Consider the following 19596-nt stretch of genomic DNA (forward strand, 5'->3'; position numbering starts at 1 on the left):
AATCATGGCACTACAATACAATTTAGCAAAAGTTTATGAGATCTCTGAAAATGACAGAGATTTTGCCTTTCAGATCGTAACACTTTTTTTAGATGAAGTTCCGGTTGAAATTAAATCGATGAAAACAGGAATTGAAGAAAAAGACTATTCCCGTGTATATGCATCTGCTCATAAGATCAAACCTTCATTAGATCTTTTGGGAATGGATTTAGCTTATGATGAAAACCTTCAGGTTATGAATTGGGCAAAATCAGAAGGACAGAAAAAAGAAATAAAAGAAGTCTTTAAATCGCTTCGGGAACGCGTAGAACTTGCCGCTAAGGAAATAAAAAAAGATTTCCGTTTATAAAATTTACTAAACTACCTACTCAATAGAATTATGAAAGCTTCCATCGTTACTATCGGTGATGAGATCCTTATTGGACAGATAGTAGATACAAACTCAGCATATATAGCAAAAGCTTTAAACAAAATAGGAATTGATGTATATGAGATACTTACAATTTCTGACCAACAGCAACATATTACCGCTACTTTACAGGAATTGCTTCCCAAAGTTGATGTCGTTATTGTTACAGGAGGTTTAGGCCCAACAAAAGACGATGTGACCAAAAAAACATTTTGTTCTTTCTTTGAGGATGAGTTGGTGGAAAACCCACAGGTTCTGGCTCATGTTAAAGAATTAATAGAGGGGTTTTACAAGCGTCCTATTACACAGATGAATAGAGATCAGGCCTTAGTTCCTTCACAAGCAACGGTACTTTTTAATAAAATGGGGACAGCGCCCGGAATGTGGATGGAGAAAGATAATACTGTTTTTATTTCGTTGCCGGGAGTACCTTATGAGATGAAGTATCTTATTGATTATGAAGTAATTCCTAAGCTAGTCGAAAAATTCAAAAGACCATTTATTGTTCATAAAACCGTTATGACATACGGTAGAGGGGAAAGCCTTATTGCGGAGCAGATCGAAGATTGGGAAAATAATTTGCCTCAGTTTATTAAATTGGCTTATTTACCAAGTCCGGGTAGAGTTCGCTTACGTTTGTCAGCAAGAGGATTATACGAACAATTATTACATGATGCCATTGCCGGAGAAGTAGAGAAACTGATGGAGTTGATCGGTGATATCATTGTAGGCTATGACGAAGACGAGTCTATTGAAGTGGTTTTAGGGCGTATGCTAACAGCGCAAAACTTAACAATTGCAACAGCAGAAAGTTGTACAGGAGGTAAAATAGCCCAAACGTTAACTTCAGTTTCCGGAGCTTCTGCTTATTTTAAAGGGAGTGTAGTAAGTTATGCAACTGAAGCGAAAGAGAACGTATTACATGTTCCTGCTGAGCTGATTGAAAAATATTCAGTAGTGAGTGCAGAGGTAGCAAGCGCCATGGCAAAATCTGCTCAGGAAATCTTTCAAACAGATATTGCTATTGCTACGACCGGAAATGCAGGGCCTTTAAAAGGAGATTCCGATGCAGAAGTGGGAACGGTTTTCATCGCAATTGTATTTAAAGAAGAGGTCTTTGTTGAAGAATTTAATTTCGGACAACCCCGGGAGAAAGTAATTGATAGAGCGGTAAATAAAGCCTTGGAGAAGGTTTATAAAGAAATTTCAAAAAAATACTAAAAGATAGTTGTGTAATTCAATACAATTTTGTTTCTTTGCACCCTGATTTTGAATAACGAAATAAAAGATTAGAAATAATGTCAAGAGTTTGTGAACTTACAGGTAAAAAAGCAATGGTTGGGAACAATGTTTCTCACGCTATGAATAAAACTAAGAGAAAATTTTCTGTAAACTTAGTTAAGAAACGTTTTTACATTCCTGAAGAAGATAGATGGGTAACGTTGAAAATTTCAACAGCTGCTTTAAAAACTATCAATAAAGTAGGTATTTCTGCAGCGTTAAAAAAAGCACAAGGTAAATAATACGAATTTTGTAGCAATACGTAAATTCCTAAAATATAAGTACAATGGCAAAGAAAGGTAATAGAATTCAGGTGATTTTAGAATGTACTGAGCACAAAGCTACTGGTCTTCCAGGAACTTCTCGTTACATCACTACTAAGAATAAAAAAAATACTCCGGATAGATTAGAGATCAAAAAATTTAATCCTGTCTTAAAAAGAGTTACAGTTCACAAAGAAATTAAATAATATTTAGTCATGGCAAAGAAAACCGTAGCAACTTTACAAACTTCATCAAAAAGATTAACCAAAGCGATCAAAATGGTTAAATCTCCAAAAACAGGTGCATACACTTTCGTAGAACAAGTTATGGCTCCTGAATTAGTTGACGAATTCATAAAAAAGAAATAATTCTTTTTTAAATTAATATATGTGAAAGCTACTTTCGTTTGAAAGTAGCTTTTTTATTTTTACATTTGCTTTTCTAATTAATTGATCTAATAATGAGTTTTTTTAAAAGGATTTTTTCTTCTGATAAGAAAGAAACGTTAGATAAAGGTCTTGAAAAATCAAAAACTTCTTTCTTTACTAAACTTTCTAAAGCCGTTGCCGGAAAATCTAAAGTAGATGATGAAGTTTTAGATAATTTAGAAGAAGTATTGGTCTCTTCAGATGTAGGCGTAAATACTACTTTAAAAATTATTGAACGTATCGAAGAGCGTGTAGCCCAGGATAAATACTTAGGAACCGAAGAGCTTAATCAAATACTTCGTGAAGAAATAGCCGGATTATTATCAGAAAATAACCATGGTGATGCTTCCGAGTTTGAAGTCCCTGTAACTAAAAAGCCCTATGTTATTATGGTGGTAGGAGTAAATGGTGTAGGGAAAACAACAACTATCGGTAAATTAGCAAATCAGTTTAAAAAAGCCGGTTATAAAGTTGTTTTAGGAGCGGCTGATACTTTCAGAGCCGCTGCAATTGACCAATTACAGATATGGGCAGATAGAGTTCAGGTACCTATTGTTCGTCAGCAAATGGGAAGTGACCCCGCTTCAGTTGCATTTGATACCTTGCAATCGGCAGTTTCACAAGATGCGGATGTAGTGATTATTGATACTGCCGGACGTTTACATAACAAGGTGAATTTAATGAACGAACTTTCTAAAGTGAAACGGGTAATGCAAAAAGTAGTCCCGGATGCTCCTCATGATGTTCTATTGGTTTTAGACGGTTCAACCGGACAAAATGCTTTTGAACAAGCGAAGCAATTTACTGCCGCAACAGAAGTTACTTCTCTTGCTGTTACTAAACTGGACGGTACAGCAAAAGGAGGTGTGGTAATAGGAATTTCCGATCAGTTTAAAATTCCGGTAAAATATATCGGAGTAGGAGAAGGAATCGAAGATCTACAGGTTTTTAATAAGTACGAATTTGTGGATTCATTCTTTAAATAAAACATAAGAAAATACTTTTAATATTAAAAACAGGTAATTTTACCTGTTTTTTTTATAGCTAATTTGTATAGTTTTACTCCAGAGAATACTGCTAAACCCTATTGAGAGTAGAAATTAATCAATTAAACTATATGAATAACAGTATTTTTTTTAAAAGGAGTGTTGCCTTAATTCTCTTGGCAACTTTAGGTGGATTCACCGGGTCTTGTAAGAAAGAGGCAAGTGAAGAAGAAAAAAAAGAACCGAAACCAGGCAGTGAGGTTATGGTATCTCAAAATGCTATAACACCGGAAGAATTCCCGGACAACCTTAATATAGACGGGTTTCATTTTCCGGAAGATTCATTAAAAATTTACCAGTGGTTAGCAGACCAGGATACTATTCAGATCAATAAACACGCCTGGGGAATATGGGCTGGACTTACCGAAAAGTCGAATCAAGTGTATAAAGGAGATACATTATTGGTTTACGAAACCTGGTTAGGAGTTAAGGAATTAGCAGATATGTCAGCCAATTCAGATAAGGAAGGCGGATGTACTAAAACTAAAACTGAAAGAGCACATTTAAGTATACCGAAACAATTTATACATGCACAGGTTTTTGCTAAGCAAAAAGCGGTAATCGATACAACTTTTAATGTTTTTGAATCCGTATCCTATAATCCGGCAGCAGCATGTTTTGCTACGTCTAATCTTATTTTTAACCAATCTGTTCTGGACAGTTATAACAAAACGGACGGAATCGGGAAAATACCTGATTTTCCGGCTAATAGTATTACGACAAAGCCGGTTTATTATGCAGGAAAGCCAGATGATAATGGACTGATCAGAGTACCTGTTTGGCCGGGAATGCCAAGTAAACCTCAGGTTTTTGGTTATGATGATTGGCATACGTATGTATATGTGGATATTAATAATAGCCAGCCGGAAAGAACCTTGGTCCCGGTTGTAGGAGAAAACCCTTCAGGAGAGCAGATCACAAACGCTTCTTGTAATGTGAGTGATTTTATTAACTTTAAACTGGACAGTGCAGCAGCTGCTTATTTGAATGAACATCAGGATAAAGGGAATGATAATTTTAAAGCGGGTGACCTAGTATTCTTAGTTGCTATGCATGTGGGAACCAAAGAAATAAGCAATTGGACATGGCAAACTTATTTTTGGAGTTACGATCCGCAGAATCCTTTTTTCCCAAGTTCAAAATTCCAAGCTGATTTAAGACCGGGTATAATTACCGGTGCGGCAGCTAATTATTCAGTATCTTCATGTTATGCAATGGTTTGGCCTAATCAGCCTATAAGTGGTGGCACAGATAAAAATGCTACACCGATTGTTTCGTTCAATCCTTATCTGGAAGGAAGTTTCGGACCGAATGTATTCAGTGTGAAAAATAATTTCAGAAAAGATTTTCAATACGGTATTCAAACAAACTGTATGACTTGTCATGCCTTGGCAACCGCAAAAGGTAATGTCGGATATGCTACAGATCAATATATTGATATGAAAGATATGTCATTGTTTAAGAATCAGGTTCAGTTAGATTTTGCCTGGTCTATTCAGGGGAACATCAATACTAATAAATAAAACGGTTAGAACAATCGGAAAAGGATAGGTTTTTAATCTATCCTTTTTTTTATTTTAATTAGTTATGACAGCATTTATCTTTTGCCAAAGAACGTCGTCAAAATCTGATAAAGCAAAATTGCTTCCGTCCGCAGCATCTCCCATTCGTATGATAACCAGTTTTTTACTTGGAATAACATAGATTTTTTGATCATCCTTTCCTAATGCACAGTACATGTCATCCGGAGCACTGGGAATAAGAGAACCTTGAAACTCATATTGTGATTGCGGTAAATGATAGGAGCTTTTACCGTTTAACCACCACAAATAGCCGTAGGCTAAATTGATGTTCTGAGAAGTGGATGTAGCCTGATTAAAATAATCGGAATTAACGATCTGAATTCCGTCCCAATTCCCTTGATTTAAAGCTAACAGACCAAAGCGAGCCATACTTCTCGTATTACTATAGAACACACTGTTAGAACCTATTTGTGTCCAAAAGCCGTTCATTCCTATTTTGTCTCGTAATTTTGTATTGAAGTACGTAGACCAATTTTGACCTGTTGCCTGCTCAACCACATCCTGAAGTTTGACATAGACATTATGGTAAGCCCAGCGGGTTCCGGCATCGGCAATATAGTGCAGGTTGGCAGGAGAAACATCATCACCTAAGCTATCGTCTAAGCCTGAAGTCATGGTTAACAAGTGCTTACAGGTTATCAGATTTTCCTGAGCTACTGTTTCAGTGGTCCATCCAGTACCTAAGTAGTCTGATACTTTACCATTTAGTGTAACATAATTTTCATCTTTTGCGATACCGAAAATAGTTGCCGTTAATGTTTTGCCGGCACTGGCCCAGTACCAGAGAGAAGTATCAGTATGACCATTCAGGTATTCTTCCATTACAATTCTTCCGTTATAAAGAATCATAAAACTTTTAGTATTCTTAATATTCAGGTAATTCAGTAATTCGGGAATATTATTTTCATTCCAGTTTAAGTCGGATGGAGTAGTGGTTTCCCAAGTAGTACCGTTTACAGGTGGAAAATACATGGTTTCTTCCTCAGGATTGTCAATAGGAGCATCGGAATGATCGCTACTGCAATTCCATAATAAAAACAAAGGAATAAGCAGAAGAATTTTTTTCATAGCATTTGATGTTAAACTTTGTTCAGTAGGACTATAAAAATAGGAAATAGTTTAATAGCAATTCTAAAAATTGTAACTTTAGAATAAAATTCAGAGGCATTGAAATTAAAAAGAATCATTCCTGCAAAAGAACATATTTACCTTAAAGGTCCTAAGAGCAGGGATAGGGAATTGAAATTTGCATGGAGAGTTTTCCGGCAAATGATAAAAGGTTTCAGATCATTACATTTTGTAGGTCCTTGTATTACGGTATTCGGTTCTGCTCGTTTCAAGGAAGATCATCCGTATTATGAGGTAGCCAGAGCCTTTGGTCAGAATATAGCTGAACTGGGATTGGTAACAATGACAGGAGGTGGTCCCGGAATAATGGAAGCCGCAAACCGAGGAGCTTTTGAGACCGGTGGTGTTTCCGTGGGGTGCAATATACAATTGCCATTTGAACAAAAAGTCAATCCTTACGTTCATAAGTCAATCACGTTCGAACATTTTTTTGTTCGTAAAGTAATGTTGGTAAAATATTCGTATGCTTTTGTGATCTTACCCGGAGGTTTCGGAACTATGGACGAATTTTTTGAAACTTTGACTCTGGTTCAGACAAGATCCGTTACAAAGTTTCCTATTGTGTTGTTTGGGAAAGAGTTTTATAAAGAGTTGTGGGATATGATAGAGCAAATGACAAAGGAAGGAACTATTTCCAAGGAGGATATGTCTTTAGTGTTACTGACAGATGATGTTGAAGAAGCTGTTTCCCACATTAAAAACTATATAGTAAAAAATTACAAGGTAAAACCCTATCGAAGATTATGGTGGTTGTTTGAAAAAGGTTAATTTTGGCAAATACAGAAACCTCTAATAAAAGTATCCTGGTCATGAAAAAAATAGTCCTTTTTTTACTTGTATCCCTAGCAGTCTCTTGTTCCGGAATTGAGCCGAAAGATATTGAATTATTGAATGGTTATTGGGAAATCCATAAAGTGGAAATACCTTCCGGAGAAAAGAAAGAATATAAAGTTAATGAATCTGTGGATTATTTTGAAATAGCCGATCTTAAAGGCTTTAGGAAAAAGCTGGTTCCGCAGATGGACGGTACTTTTTTAACCAATGAAGTACAGGAAAATATAACTGTTGAGTTCAAGGATGATAAAGTGATCTTGCATTATAAAACGAATTATGCTTCTTGGGATGAAGAAGTGATAAGTTTGACCGATAAAGAGCTAGTGGTTAAGAATCAACAGGATATTAAATATTTTTATACTAAAAAGCAATTCTGATACAATATGGCAAAGCGATTAAATGAAGAGAATTCTATTGCAGATGTCCTGAAAGAATTCATCCAGACCAATAACCTGCAAAAAGGTATGGATAAGATTGATGTGCGTGAGGCATGGAAAAAATTGATGGGGAATGGAGTACTGAATTATACAACTGAAATAGTGCTTAAAAATGAAACACTATATGTAGGACTTTCGTCGGCTGTTCTGAAAGAAGAATTAAGTTACGGAAAAGAAAAAATCGTGAACATGCTCAATGAAGAACTGGGAAAATCAATAATAAGAAATATTATTTTCAGATAAATAAAAAACGCTTCTTGAGAGAAGCGTTTTTTTTAACAAACAAACCAAACTTAAATTGAAAGAATATTTAATTTAAGTATATCTTAGAACTGAGCAGTTTCAGTTGAATCTTTCATGGCAACGGTTGAAGCTAAACCTGAAGTTACAGCATTTTGTACTTCGTCAAAATAAGAAGTACCTACAAAGTTTTGATGTTTTACAGCTCTGAAACCTTCTTCTTGTAAAGCAAATTCTCTTTGTTGTAATTCTGAATAACCTGCCATTCCTTTTTTCTTGTATGCTAATGCTAATTCGAACATAGAAGTATTTAAAGCATGGAATCCGGCCAAAGTGATAAATTGGAATTTGTACCCCATTTTTGCTAATTCTTCACGGAATGTTTCCATTTCAGCTACGGATAATTTTGCAGCCCAGTTAAATGAAGGCGAACAGTTATACGCTAATAATTTACCGGGATATTTTGCATGGATAGCATCGGCAAATTGTCTTGCTTGCTCTAAGTCAGGTGTAGAAGTTTCTAACCAGATCAAATCAGCATAAGGGGCGTACGATAAACCTCTGTCAATTCCTTGTTCCAATCCTGCTTTTACATAGAAGAACCCTTCAGAAGAACGTTCTCCGGTAACGAATTTATGATCTCTTTCGTCAATATCACTGGTTAACAAGTTAGCAGCATCAGCATCTGTTCTTGCTACAATTAAAGTTGGAACTCCCATTACGTCAGCGGCTAAACGAGCAGCAATCAATTTATTGATAGCCTCTTGTGTCGGAACCAAAACTTTTCCGCCTAAGTGTCCGCATTTCTTTGCAGATGATAATTGATCTTCAAAGTGAACACCTGCCGCACCGGCTTCGATCATCGCTTTCATCAATTCAAAAGCATTTAAGTTTCCTCCGAATCCGGCTTCCGCATCAGCAACAATAGGTACCAGATAATCTTTTTTGTTTTCAATTTTATTCACTGATTGGATTTGGTCAGCGCGTAACAAAGCATTATTGATACGTTTTACAACCATTGGAACACTGTTAGCCGGGTATAAGGATTGATCTGGGTACATTTCACCTGCCAGATTAGCATCGGCAGCTACTTGCCAACCGCTCAAATAGATCGCTTCTAAACCGGCTTCTACTTCCTGAATGGCTTGATTTCCTGTTAAAGCACCTAATCCGGCAACCCATTCCTGATTGTTTAATTTATTCCATAAAATTTCAGCACCTCTACGGGCAATACTATATTCTATTTGATAAGAACCTTGTAATTCTATTACTTTTTCAGCGGTATAGGTTCTCTCAATCCCTTTCCATCTGGGATTTGTTGCCCAATCAGTAACTAATGCTTGAATTCTTTCTTGAGTTTTCATAATTTTGTGATGTTTTAGATAGTTATTCTTTTTAATTATTTAGAGTTAAATTGTCGGATGTTGCCGCATCCGACATTTTTTATTGTATGTATTCGTAAGCTTTTAATGTTAAGAACTCGTCCAGAGTTTCGCTTAAAATCATTTCGGTAAATAATTGGGTTGCCAATTCAAATTTTCCTTTCGCATAGCGCTCTTCACCAACATATTCTTTAATTTTAGCTAATTCTTCCGGAATATAAGTTTTATATAGTTCAGCCGAACAAACCTTTCCGTTGTCAAGTGTTACTTTTTTGTTCAACCAATGCCATAATTGTGCTCTCGAAATTTCTGCTGTAGCAGCATCTTCCATTAAGTTGTAAAGCGCGGCAGCACCAATACCCATTAACCACGATTCCACATAAAGAATCCCTACATTGATGTTTTTACGAACACCGTTTTCAGTAACTGTTCCTTTAGGTAATTCTAATAATTGAGCTTCAGTTATGTTTAATTCGTTGCGTTTTACATGTATTTGGTTTTTAGTCGGCATATTTTCATTAAATACTTTCATAGCTAAAGGAACTAATGCCGGGTGTGCTACCCATGTACCATCGTGACCATTTTTTGCTTCACGTTCTTTATCGGCTTTCACTTTGTCAAAAGCAATTTGGTTAGCCTCTTCGTCGTTCTTGATCGGAATTTGAGCCGCCATTCCACCAATTGCCATAACATTGCGTTTGTGGCAAACCTGAATTACGCGTAAAGAATAAGCACTCATAAAAGGGCTGGTCATCGTAACCTGATCCCTGTCCGGAACCAAAAAGTCAGGATGTTGGTTTAGTTTTTTGATATAGGAAAAAATATAATCCCAACGACCGCAATTCAAACCAGCCATGTGCTCTTTTAATTCGTAAATGATCTCGTCTAACTGGAAACTGGCTGTAATGGTTTCAATTAATACCGTAGCTTTTATAGTTCCTTGTGGGATTTTTAAATAATCCTGAGCAAAAACAAAAACAGCATTCCACCAGCGGGCTTCTTCGTAATGTTCTAGTTTAGGTAAATAGAAGAAAGGAGCTAAACCTTGTGCCAATAGAGCCTGCGCATTATGGAAAAAGAATAAACCGAAATCAACTAATGATCCGGACATTTTTGTTCCGTTCACTTCAATGTTCTTTTCATCCAGATGTAAACCGCGTGGTCTGACTAACAAAGTAGCAGTATTTTCATTTAATTGATAGGATTTACCATTTTGTTCTAATGAAATGGTTCGGTTAACAGCATCTTTTAAATTTTGTTGACCTTCCATTAAATTGTTCCAAGTAGGAGAGCAACTGTCTTCAAAGTCAGCCATAAACATTTTTGCTCCTGAGTTCAGTGCATTAATGACCATTTTGCGATCTACAGGTCCGGTTATTTCAACTCTTCTGTCTAATAAAATCTCCGGAATCGGAGCTGCAGTCCAGTCACCTTCTCTGACGGCTTTTGTTTCACTCGGAAAAACAGGCTTTTCCCCTTGGTTAAACTTTTCTTGTTGTTGAACTCTTTTTTGAAGTAAGGTCAAACGTTCTTGATTGAAGTTTTGATGTAGTGCTTCTAAAAAAGCCAAAGCTTCATCGGTTACAATAGCGTTGTGCTTTGCGATTGCTTTAATCTGAATATTGTTAACTGATGTTTCCATAAGTTTATGTTTTTGTTTTCTGCGTACAATATTATAAAATAAAAAAATACAAAACAAGCGAACGTTCGCAAAAATGAATAAAAAAATTAAAAATTGTATTTCGCAAAAATGTTATATCTTTGTTTTGAGTAGTAAAATAAAGCGTTGACGCAATTTTTTGTTTTTTATAAAAAATTAGAAAATGATAGAAGAAGAGTACATTCGATTGATTTTTGGTCTGAAATTAAAGCAAATTAGGACAGATAAAAATTTGTCTTTGTTTGGTTTAGCTAAAATTACGGGCTTGTCTAAGTCTTATTTGAATGAAATTGAGAAAGGGAAAAAATATCCGAAGCGCGATAAGATTGTAACTTTAGCAGAAGCATTGGAAACCAGTTATGATAATTTGGTTTCTTTAAAATTGGATAAAAATCTGGCGCCAATCGGGGAAATTTTGCAGTCGCGAATTTTAAAAGAAATTCCATTGGATATTTTCGGGATCAAAGAAAGTGATTTGATTGACATTATTGCAGAAGCACCGTTAAAGGTGAATGCTTTTATCAGTACGCTTTTTGAAATAGCCAAACATTATAATCTAACTCGGGAAAGTTTCTTTCTGGCAGCCTTACGTTCGTATCAGGAAGCAAATAATAATTATTTTGAGGAAATTGAGCTTCAGGTCGAAAAGTTTGCAAAAGCCTATTCCATTGATCTGTCAAAACGGTTAAAGGTTTCTGACTTAGAAGAGATACTAATAGAAGAGTACGGCTACACTATTAATAATGAGGAATTAACACAACATAAAGAATTAAACAACTTGCGTTCGGTCTTTGTACCAAGCTCTAAAACTTTGCTGGTCTCTTCTGAAACAGATGATTCACAGCGCTTGTTTATTTACGCTAAAGAAATAGCGTATAATTTTTTAAATATAACGGATCGCTTATATACTTTCTCCTGGATCAAATTTGATAGTTTTGATCAGGTACTGAATAATTTTATGGCCTCTTATTTTGCAGGAGCACTTTTGATTCCGAGAAAAGAATTGGTTACGGCTTTGAAGTCGTTTTTTGAAGAAAAGACATATAATAGTCAAAAATTTCAGACATTGATGTATCGTTTTACGGATTCGCCGGAAACGTTTTTTCAGCGTTTGACCAATGTGCTGCCAAAAGATTTTAATCTGAAGAACTTATTTTTCTTAAGATTCAGCCATAAAGCCGGTCGTGATTATTATCAGTTGACCAAGGAATTGCATATAACAAACTTGTTAGAACCACATGCAAATGAACGAAATGAGCATTATTGTCGCCGTTGGGTATCGATAAGAACACTGGGAGAGATAGCGCAGGAAGGAAAAGAAAAACCTGTTTTTGACACACAGATTTCGTCTTATGTTCATACTGATAATGAATACTTTGTTTTTTCATCAGCGACTAAAGATCCGTTTAGAAGTGGTTATTACAGAAGTATTGCTTTAGGAATTATGATCTCGGCACATTCGCAAAGTAAAATTACGTTCTTTAATGATGAAAAACTGAAGAGAAGTAGGGTAGGAGTAACTTGTGAAACTTGTGCTATTGCTGATTGTAAAGAGCGAGTAGCGCCGCCAAGAGCATTGGAACGAAAAGAACGTTTTCAACTGACCGATAAAGTTGTGGAAGCTATCCGGGAAAAGTATAAATAAAAAAAATCCGCTCTAAAAGCGGATTTTTTTTATATTGTGAAGTTCTTTATACTAGAACATTTCTCTTCCTGCAAAGTGGAAAGCACCTTCGATGGCAGCGTTTTCATCAGAATCTGAACCGTGAACTGCATTTTCACCGATTGAAGTTGCATATTTTTTACGGATTGTTCCTTCAGCTGCTTCAGCCGGGTTTGTAGCACCGATCAAAGTACGGAAATCTTCCACAGCGTTATCTTTTTCTAAGATAGCAGCAACAATCGGACCTCTTGTCATGAATTCTACTAATTCACCGAAGAAAGGTCTTTCAGCGTGAACTGCGTAAAATTGTTGAGCATCAGCAACTGTTAATTGAGTTAATTTCATTGCTACGATTCTGAAACCACCTTCAGTAATCATATTTAAAATTCCACCGATGTGTCCGTTTTCAACAGCATCAGGTTTAATCATTGTAAAAGTTCTATTACTTGCCATTTTAAAATTTTTTGCAAAGGTAACACTTTGTGAAGTAAATACAAGTTAAAACTGAATTATTGTACAAGGCTTCTGGCAACTCTAAAGCCATAGAACTCATGAGTTTTGTTCGGATAAGTAGAAATACGGTTTGCAGGTCTTAAATAACTTGTTTTACTATCCCAAGAACCACCTCTTACGCTTCTTCTTTCGCCCATTTCCGGACCTTTGGGATTATTGCCGGCTTCAATTAAATAGTAATCCTGGTTATACCAGTCCCAGCACCATTCCCAAACATTTCCACTCATATCATAAATACCTAATTCGTTAGGTAATTTTGTGCCTACTGTATGGGGAGCTCCTTTACTATTACTTTTATGCCAGGCTATTTTGTCTGCTTCGTCTCCACCGCTGTATTTTGTTTTTTTGCTTGTCTTTCCTCCCTTAGCGGCATATTCCCATTCTGCTTCGGTAGGGAGTCTGTATCCGTTTGCTTTGAAGTTGCAAACATAGTTAGGACCTCTTTTACTGTATACAGGAGTTAATTTTTCTTTTTTGCTTAACCAATTACAATAGGCTACGGCTTCTTCCCAGGTAACATTGTTAATAGGTAGATTATCATGCCATCCCCATTCAGGTTTAGGAGGCATATTCAATTTGTTAGCTTTTACAAATTGCTTCCATTCCCATACCGTAACTTCGAATTTTGACATTAAAAAGGAGTTAACTTGAACATCGTGTTCTTTTTGTTCGTCAATATCTGCCAAGGCATCAGATCCTTTTGAGCCCATCTTAAATGAACCACCTTCAACTTTTATTAAAGAAGGGTTAGGAAAATCGACAGAACTGTTAGATAGGAAAATTAAGGTTAATAACAAGAATAATGATAAAAGGGTAATTTTTTTCATAAGTTGTTAAAATTAAATTTCGGCAAAGATAACCAATATTTAACATTAACATAAAAATATGTGAAAAATATAAATAAATCGATTTATTTTTGATAAAAATCAAATAAATTATGTTTTTTATCGACTTTTGATGCTTTTTATCGATTTTTAGAGCTTAAAAATTGTAAAATTATCATTAAAGCAATTAAAATAATTTTTTAATGAAGATATAAATTGTTTTGTGTTAATTTCGTTTGATAATTCGGATATATTTAAGATTCTTTCTTGTAAACTTTCATTAGGAAATAGAGAGTCTTTAAGTTCTAAAATACGTTCTAGCTTGTCTTGTTGCTTTATTTTTTCTGCTCTTAGAAGCTTTTTTTCTAATTTATAAAGTCCGTTTAATTGTTTTTGCTCCTGAGCTTTAACTGCTTTTAAAAAAGAAACATCTGTTTTTTCTGTTATTTCATACAATTGACTAAATTGTAAGGATAACTGTTCTTTAAGCTTGGAAAAATCTAAAGGGAAATCAGCCAGTTCTTTCGTTTTTACGTTTAGAAGTTCGTTTTTTTTCAGGAATAAGTCTTTCCAATTCAATTCCAGTTTGTCTATTTTTCGGAGTTGTTTTTCAGTAACGGCTACTGCACTATTTCTAACATACAGAATAGGAAAAGTTACTTTAAACTGTTTGAACATGTTTTTTAATTCTAACCAGTAAGCAACTTCTCCACCACCACCTATATAACATAGATTGGGTAAAATGACTTCCTGGTAAAGCGGACGTAAAATAACATTAGGGCTGAATTTTTCCGGCTGAGTTTCTAATTCGTTTAGTAGTTCTTCTTCAGAAAAAGACAGTTTGGTGTTTAAAACCTGATAATGATCGTTTATTTTAACAATTCGTTCTCTCAGGTTATCTTCAATATAGAATAAGTTGATTTCTCGTGGATTAACCTGTATTTTATAGTTTTCTTTTTCGAAGAAAGGTAAAGTTTCCTGAACGGCATTAAAACTTTTTTGGTTGCGTAATTCTTCTTTGAAGTAAGGAATCATTTGTTGTTTCAATTCCTTATCGTCTCCGTCAACGATCACCAAACCGTGATCTTTGAAAAGTTCATTTACGAGATATCGGGTAGCAATTGCTAGATTGTGGTGTTCTAAATAGGATTTTCGGAACAGCTCTTTCATTTGCTGAGCGTTAGTTCCGATACCTAGTTCTAATTCCAATATGTCAAAAACTTTGTCTAAACCTTCTGTTGAAAGTCGGCCAACCGGTCCTTTAGCATCTCTGTTCCAGCTTATTTTTTTACCATTCAGGAAAAAGTGATTGATCTCATCAAAATCATGATCTTCCGTAGCCATCCAATATACCGGTACAAAATCATAATCAGGATATTGCGTTTTTAAAACTTCTGCCGTCTTAATAGCGGCAACAATCTTGTAGATAAAATACAGCGGTCCGGTAAACAGGCTTAACTGATGTCCGGTAGTAATAGTGAAAGTGTTTTGCGAACGTAAAGTTTCAATATTGTTACCTGTACTTTCGGAAATAGGAATCCCTTTGTATTGGTTTTCTAAAGACTGAACCAAAACAGTACGGTTGCCTGAGAAATTTTCTTTTTTTTCTGCAATTTGTGCTTCGAATTCTTCTACACGAGAAAAGCGATTGTATAACGTTTGAACTTCCTTTTTCTGATTGAGATAATCTACAATTAGTTTTGAAAAATATCCGGATTCTTGAAACGTTATACAGTCGCTAGGCATAGTTAAAATTTTTGCTAAAATACTAAAAATGCGCGGAACAAAATTAGCTTTAACAAAGGGTTATGATTTATCTTTTTAAACTAAAGTGACCTCTGTGTTCTTTGCCATTTTCCCTGATTACTACAAACCAATAATCATCTGAAGGTAATTGTTGGCCAAGGTAGGTTCCGTCCCAGCCTTCTGAAATCGAACTTAGCTGTTTTAGGAATTTTCCATAGCGATTGAAAATCTTAATTTGCAAATTAGGTTCGTTATCAGAGAATTTGATTTTCCAGGTATCGTTATAACCGTCTTGATTAGGCGTAAAGTATTTCGGATACATCAATAGATAAATATCGCCGGTAGAAACACCACAACCGTGTTTATCTCTTACATAAACAGTATATTCTCCGTTTGGTAATTCCGTAAACAGATTGCTGTCTTGATAATCAATTCCATTTAGCGAATATTCATAATCGCCAAGTCCGGTTACATTAATTTGAATAGTGTTGTTTTCAACAGTCCAATCGTGGGTCTCAAAATTCACTATTGTTGCCGGGTTAGACAATACGATCTGAAAAGTTTTTGTTGCGGAACAAATAACACTTCCGTGATCTTCTGTTACTGTAAGCGAATAATTTCCGGGTTGATCCACTGTTAAAACGTTTCCGACAGTTCCTTCAGACCAGGTGTAAGAGTCAAAATTAGAATCTTCGCTAATAGTCACTGTAAAATTTTCGCATAAGTAATATAAGTTTTCTAAATCTATTACAGGAGAAGCGATCATTTCAAGTTCGAGAGTTGCAACGCTAAAACATCCGTTAGAGTCTTTAATAGTAACATAAATCGATTGATTTGTATTTATTAAATCGTACGAGCTTGGATTGTTAATTCGGTCGTTTGGATTCTCTGTTAAAGCCCCCTGCTGCGAATTGTAAAATTGAAAGGTGTAATTATTTGAATTGTTAATGTATTCATTATTGAAGGCATTCAGATCTGTAATTTCGTGTCCGTCGTTAAGACTGTCGCAAATTAAAGTAGAAAAATCGTTAACAACAGGCAGCGGAAGATAGTATGAGTTTATTGTGACTACTCTATTTAAAGACTCGCAATTAGCTCTTCTGACTTTGATAGTAACTGTATTTCCTCCGTTTAGGTTCCCTATAGTATTTGAAGTGGACCAAGTGACTCCTCCGTCAAAACTATATTCATCACCAAGTGTTGTTATTGTTACTGTAGCATACTTGTCACAACCGGCAGGGTCAATAGTATAATTAGGCTGAATGTTCTGAAAGTTGTAAACATTTACATATACGTTCGGAGAGATACATCCGTCCTCATTTTTGATTTTTATAATATAGGTACCTGTGTTTACATTGAATAATGTATTTGATGTTTGCCAGGTATTACCACCATCAAAACTATATTCGGTTGCATTTGTTGTAATTGTGATAGTTCCTAATAACGAACAAAAAGGTTCAAAAACGGTATAAGTAGGAGGATCTAAGAAAACATCGTAAAAACTAATAGTTTTAGGATTTGAGATACATCCGTTTTGATCTTTAACTCTGATATGGTAAGTACCTATCGGTAAATTACTCATTGTATTGTTTGTGGTCCAGGTTAAGCCGTCATCAAAGCTATATTCTGTAGAAGCTGTTGTAACGGTAATCGTTCCGGTGTCTCCGCAAAAAGCAGGATTTGTATAAGTGACATTAGGTGTCGGAGATAAAAAAGGAGTTATGGTAACAGGTGAACTGTAAGATTCACATCCCATAATAGTTCTTATCTTAACATAATAAGTTCCGACACTTAAGTTTGTCATTTGTGCATTTGTTGACCAAGTTAAACCGTCATCGTAGCTATATTCTGAAGCGGGGGATGTAACGGTAATCGTTCCGTGCGGACTAAAACAATCCGGTTGACTAACACTGATTGTAGGTAATACTGCTACCTGATTGGGTAAGATAGTAACTTGATTTGTAGAAGAACATCCATAACTATCCGTTACCGTTACAGAATAAGTTCCGGTTGCATAAACATCAATACTTTGAGTTGTTTCTCCGGTTGACCACAAATAACTCGCTCCTTGAGAAGCTGTTAAAGTTGTGCTTCCGCTGCAAACATTTAAAATTCCTGAAATGGTAGTGTAAGGATTCTTTACAATAAGTTGAATAGGTGTAATTTTATAGCAAGTGCTGTCTTGAGTTACTCTTACAAATATAGTGTTGGTGTAACTTTCATAGTTAGTGATTACAGTAATAGCATTAGTGTCATTATAAGCATCACTTTGAGTTGCGAAGTAACTGAAAGTATAATTGTTATTACTTACAATTTGACTTTCACAATCCGTTAAATTAAAGAATTCTTTACCGTTTCCATCTGAATCACAGGCAAAAAGATCGGTGGTTTGTAGTGTAATAGGACAGTTATTACAATTTAGAAATGAGATGTCCCATCCCGGATTAGCATCATCATCAACAGCTCCGTTAAAGCTTGTTCCGGTACAAGGAAGAGTTGTAGTTTGTGAGAGGTTGTAGTTTATTTCTGCATCTAAATTGTAAAAAGTATTAGGAGCGGCAGGTAAATCATTTTGATTAATAGTGAAACAAAATGTTTCATTAGTAAGATCTAATTGTGAGGGAGTAGAACTTGAAAAAATGATTTGGTTATTTTCATCTTTAATATTTAACGTTATAGTATCTATGTCTGCGCTAATACCTCCCGAATTCGGTATTGTAAAGCTACCACAAATGGATAACGGAAAAGTAGGACAATCTAAATATAGCGGATCTAATTCAATGCTTCCTTGTAAATTTTCATTAGAGTGAAGCAAACACAAGTCGTCAATGTAAGCATAACCGAAATGACCGCTTAATCCACATCGGGAAGCCATAAATTCAATAGTAAAATCTTCATTATTAGGGATAGAAGAAATATCTAAAATTCCTGATTGCCAGTTTTGAGTATAAAGTATTATACTGTTATATGATCCGCTACCGGCCTCTGTAAAAATACAGTTCTCCGGATCGCCTATCAAACAGAACTCACTTATAATAGAACCGTTCTTAATGATTCTGGCTTTAAAATAAGGTTGTTCATTATCATGATTACTACCGGGAATACTTTCTAATACCGTTTTGAAGTTAAATTTTACTTCAGTTTCATTATTAGTTTTAAACCTTTTTGTCTGAACTACACTAGATGTAGTATATGAATTTTTGTGATTTAGTTTTAAGACATATTGATCAAATCCGTCAATTTCTCCGATAAACTCGTCGTAATAATTGGATGGAACAGTTGTAGCCATTAAGCCGGATTGATTCGGGTTGTATTGAGGAATTAGCTGATTAGCCTGTACCTGTATAGGTTTACATTGCATCGGATTCGAAGGATCACCAGTGGCATAGCTGTAATCTTTTAAATAAAAATTGTTATTAACGGATTCAAACTCCTCAAAATTACTATTACTACATAAAAAAACAGAGCTTTGTAATCTTGTAAAAGGGATGTTTCGAGAAGTATTGATTTCTTTTTCTTCTCTTAAATTAGCCAAATATTGAATTCTTTGAATTGAATCGCTCAGGTCAAAATTGCTTCTGTTTTCAATAACTTTACCGTTAAAAAAATGTAGATCGCTTTTTTGATTTGTAGTTGTATTTTGAGAATAGGAAAAAGTTAAGGTTAATAATAAAAGGTAAGCAAGTAATTTGTTCATATTTGTAAAAATTTTTGCAAAAGTAGAAGAAAAAATAAGATGAGAAAGTAGACTCAGTTGTTTTATTTATAGAGATAAAAAAATAACTTTAATTTTACTCAAAGTTTTCAATTTTGAAAAACAGACTTCTGCAATTCCGCCTTTATAGCCTAAATCGGCATCTGATTACTACTTAAAAATTATTCCGACTGTTTGATAGAATAATCAGATTATTTCACGAGGCTTTATTTCTTGTGACAATTTGATTTCATCTTGAATGGAGATGTGTTTTAATAACCAATAACCGTCGTTTTTGAATTAATTTTTATCAGAGACTTAATAAAAGAATTTGAGTCATAACGTATAGGAACTTCAGTATACCCTTTTAAATTTTGATAAATAGTAGTTTCTTTTAATCAACCATATGAGCTCCAATAGTATTTGTACTTTTCCATTTTTCTTTTGGAGCAACTTCTTTTTGAG

General features: G+C 35.0%; 18 protein-coding genes. 11 read left to right on the plus strand and 7 right to left on the minus strand.

What is annotated here, in order from left to right; all coding sequences use genetic code 11:
* The first annotated feature begins 4 nt into the window (after window positions 1-4).
* The 7 genes from NHF50_RS11435 (at window position 5) to NHF50_RS11465 (ending at window position 4950) form a co-directional block, all read left to right on the plus strand.
* Window positions 5-349: an Hpt domain-containing protein gene (locus tag NHF50_RS11435; protein WP_109569787.1), complete on the plus strand. Its 345-nt coding sequence runs from the start codon at window positions 5-7 to the stop codon at window positions 347-349.
* A gap of 30 nt (window positions 350-379) precedes the next feature.
* Window positions 380-1630, plus strand: a complete 1251-nt coding sequence (locus tag NHF50_RS11440; protein ID WP_109569788.1) for a competence/damage-inducible protein A — start codon at window positions 380-382, stop codon at window positions 1628-1630.
* A 77-nt stretch (window positions 1631-1707) separates the two neighbouring features.
* Window positions 1708-1932 carry a 50S ribosomal protein L28 gene (gene rpmB / locus NHF50_RS11445; RefSeq protein WP_109569789.1) on the plus strand — a complete coding sequence of 75 codons (225 nt, stop codon included), beginning with the start codon at window positions 1708-1710 and terminating at the stop codon, window positions 1930-1932.
* 44 nt (window positions 1933-1976) lie between these two features.
* Window positions 1977-2159 (plus strand): 50S ribosomal protein L33, encoded by a 183-nt coding sequence (gene rpmG / locus NHF50_RS11450; RefSeq protein WP_109569790.1) that lies wholly within the window; start codon window positions 1977-1979, stop codon window positions 2157-2159.
* A 9-nt stretch (window positions 2160-2168) separates the two neighbouring features.
* Complete coding sequence (locus NHF50_RS11455) at window positions 2169-2321, plus strand: DUF4295 domain-containing protein (protein WP_109569791.1); 153 nt, start codon at window positions 2169-2171, stop codon at window positions 2319-2321.
* A 92-nt stretch (window positions 2322-2413) separates the two neighbouring features.
* A complete protein-coding gene (gene ftsY / locus NHF50_RS11460; RefSeq protein ID WP_109569792.1) occupies window positions 2414-3367 on the plus strand; it encodes a signal recognition particle-docking protein FtsY in 954 nt (317 codons plus the stop codon).
* Between the two features lie 131 nt (window positions 3368-3498).
* Window positions 3499-4950 carry a hypothetical protein gene (locus tag NHF50_RS11465; protein WP_146193458.1) on the plus strand — a complete coding sequence of 484 codons (1452 nt, stop codon included), beginning with the start codon at window positions 3499-3501 and terminating at the stop codon, window positions 4948-4950.
* A 54-nt stretch (window positions 4951-5004) separates the two neighbouring features.
* Here the strand turns inward: NHF50_RS11465 and NHF50_RS11470 are convergent, their stop codons facing one another.
* Window positions 5005-6078: a serine hydrolase gene (locus NHF50_RS11470; RefSeq protein WP_252776541.1), complete on the minus strand. Its 1074-nt coding sequence runs from the start codon at window positions 6076-6078 to the stop codon at window positions 5005-5007.
* A gap of 99 nt (window positions 6079-6177) precedes the next feature.
* Between NHF50_RS11470 and NHF50_RS11475 the strand changes: the two genes are divergently transcribed.
* The 3 genes from NHF50_RS11475 to NHF50_RS11485 are packed head-to-tail and all read left to right on the plus strand — an operon-like array spanning window position 6178 to window position 7652.
* Entirely contained in the window at window positions 6178-6906 is a 729-nt protein-coding gene (locus tag NHF50_RS11475; RefSeq protein ID WP_109569795.1) for a TIGR00730 family Rossman fold protein, read from the plus strand.
* A 41-nt stretch (window positions 6907-6947) separates the two neighbouring features.
* Window positions 6948-7349 (plus strand): lipocalin family protein, encoded by a 402-nt coding sequence (locus tag NHF50_RS11480; RefSeq protein ID WP_252776543.1) that lies wholly within the window; start codon window positions 6948-6950, stop codon window positions 7347-7349.
* 6 nt (window positions 7350-7355) lie between these two features.
* Window positions 7356-7652, plus strand: coding sequence for a DUF721 domain-containing protein (locus NHF50_RS11485; protein WP_109569796.1), 297 nt, complete (start codon window positions 7356-7358; stop codon window positions 7650-7652).
* Window positions 7653-7735: 83 nt separating this feature from the next.
* Here NHF50_RS11485 and aceA read toward each other — a convergent pair whose 3' ends face one another.
* Together aceA and aceB are read right to left on the minus strand one after the other, a co-directional pair.
* Complete coding sequence (gene aceA / locus NHF50_RS11490; protein ID WP_109569797.1) at window positions 7736-9013, minus strand: isocitrate lyase; 1278 nt, start codon at window positions 9011-9013, stop codon at window positions 7736-7738.
* Between the two features lie 79 nt (window positions 9014-9092).
* Entirely contained in the window at window positions 9093-10673 is a 1581-nt protein-coding gene (aceB, locus tag NHF50_RS11495; RefSeq protein WP_252776545.1) for a malate synthase A, read from the minus strand.
* Between the two features lie 181 nt (window positions 10674-10854).
* Here aceB and NHF50_RS11500 point away from each other — a divergent pair, with 181 nt between their 5' ends.
* On the plus strand, window positions 10855-12336 hold the full coding sequence (locus tag NHF50_RS11500) for a helix-turn-helix domain-containing protein (protein WP_252776548.1): 1482 nt from the start codon (window positions 10855-10857) through the stop codon (window positions 12334-12336).
* Window positions 12337-12387: 51 nt separating this feature from the next.
* On the opposite strand, the gene NHF50_RS11505 is transcribed toward NHF50_RS11500, so the two are convergent.
* From NHF50_RS11505 to NHF50_RS11520, 4 genes are all read right to left on the minus strand, one after another.
* Window positions 12388-12807 (minus strand): nucleoside-diphosphate kinase, encoded by a 420-nt coding sequence (locus NHF50_RS11505; RefSeq protein WP_109569799.1) that lies wholly within the window; start codon window positions 12805-12807, stop codon window positions 12388-12390.
* A 56-nt stretch (window positions 12808-12863) separates the two neighbouring features.
* Window positions 12864-13694, minus strand: coding sequence for an SUMF1/EgtB/PvdO family nonheme iron enzyme (locus tag NHF50_RS11510; RefSeq protein ID WP_109569800.1), 831 nt, complete (start codon window positions 13692-13694; stop codon window positions 12864-12866).
* Between the two features lie 147 nt (window positions 13695-13841).
* Complete coding sequence (gene bshC, locus NHF50_RS11515; protein ID WP_252776550.1) at window positions 13842-15437, minus strand: bacillithiol biosynthesis cysteine-adding enzyme BshC; 1596 nt, start codon at window positions 15435-15437, stop codon at window positions 13842-13844.
* 67 nt (window positions 15438-15504) lie between these two features.
* Window positions 15505-19134 carry a T9SS type B sorting domain-containing protein gene (locus NHF50_RS11520; RefSeq protein ID WP_252776552.1) on the minus strand — a complete coding sequence of 1210 codons (3630 nt, stop codon included), beginning with the start codon at window positions 19132-19134 and terminating at the stop codon, window positions 15505-15507.
* Window positions 19135-19596: the final 462 nt, after the last annotated feature.

The sequence above is a fragment of the Flavobacterium sp. NRK F10 genome, assembly GCF_024054235.1.
GTDB lineage: Bacteria > Bacteroidota > Bacteroidia > Flavobacteriales > Flavobacteriaceae > Flavobacterium > Flavobacterium sediminis.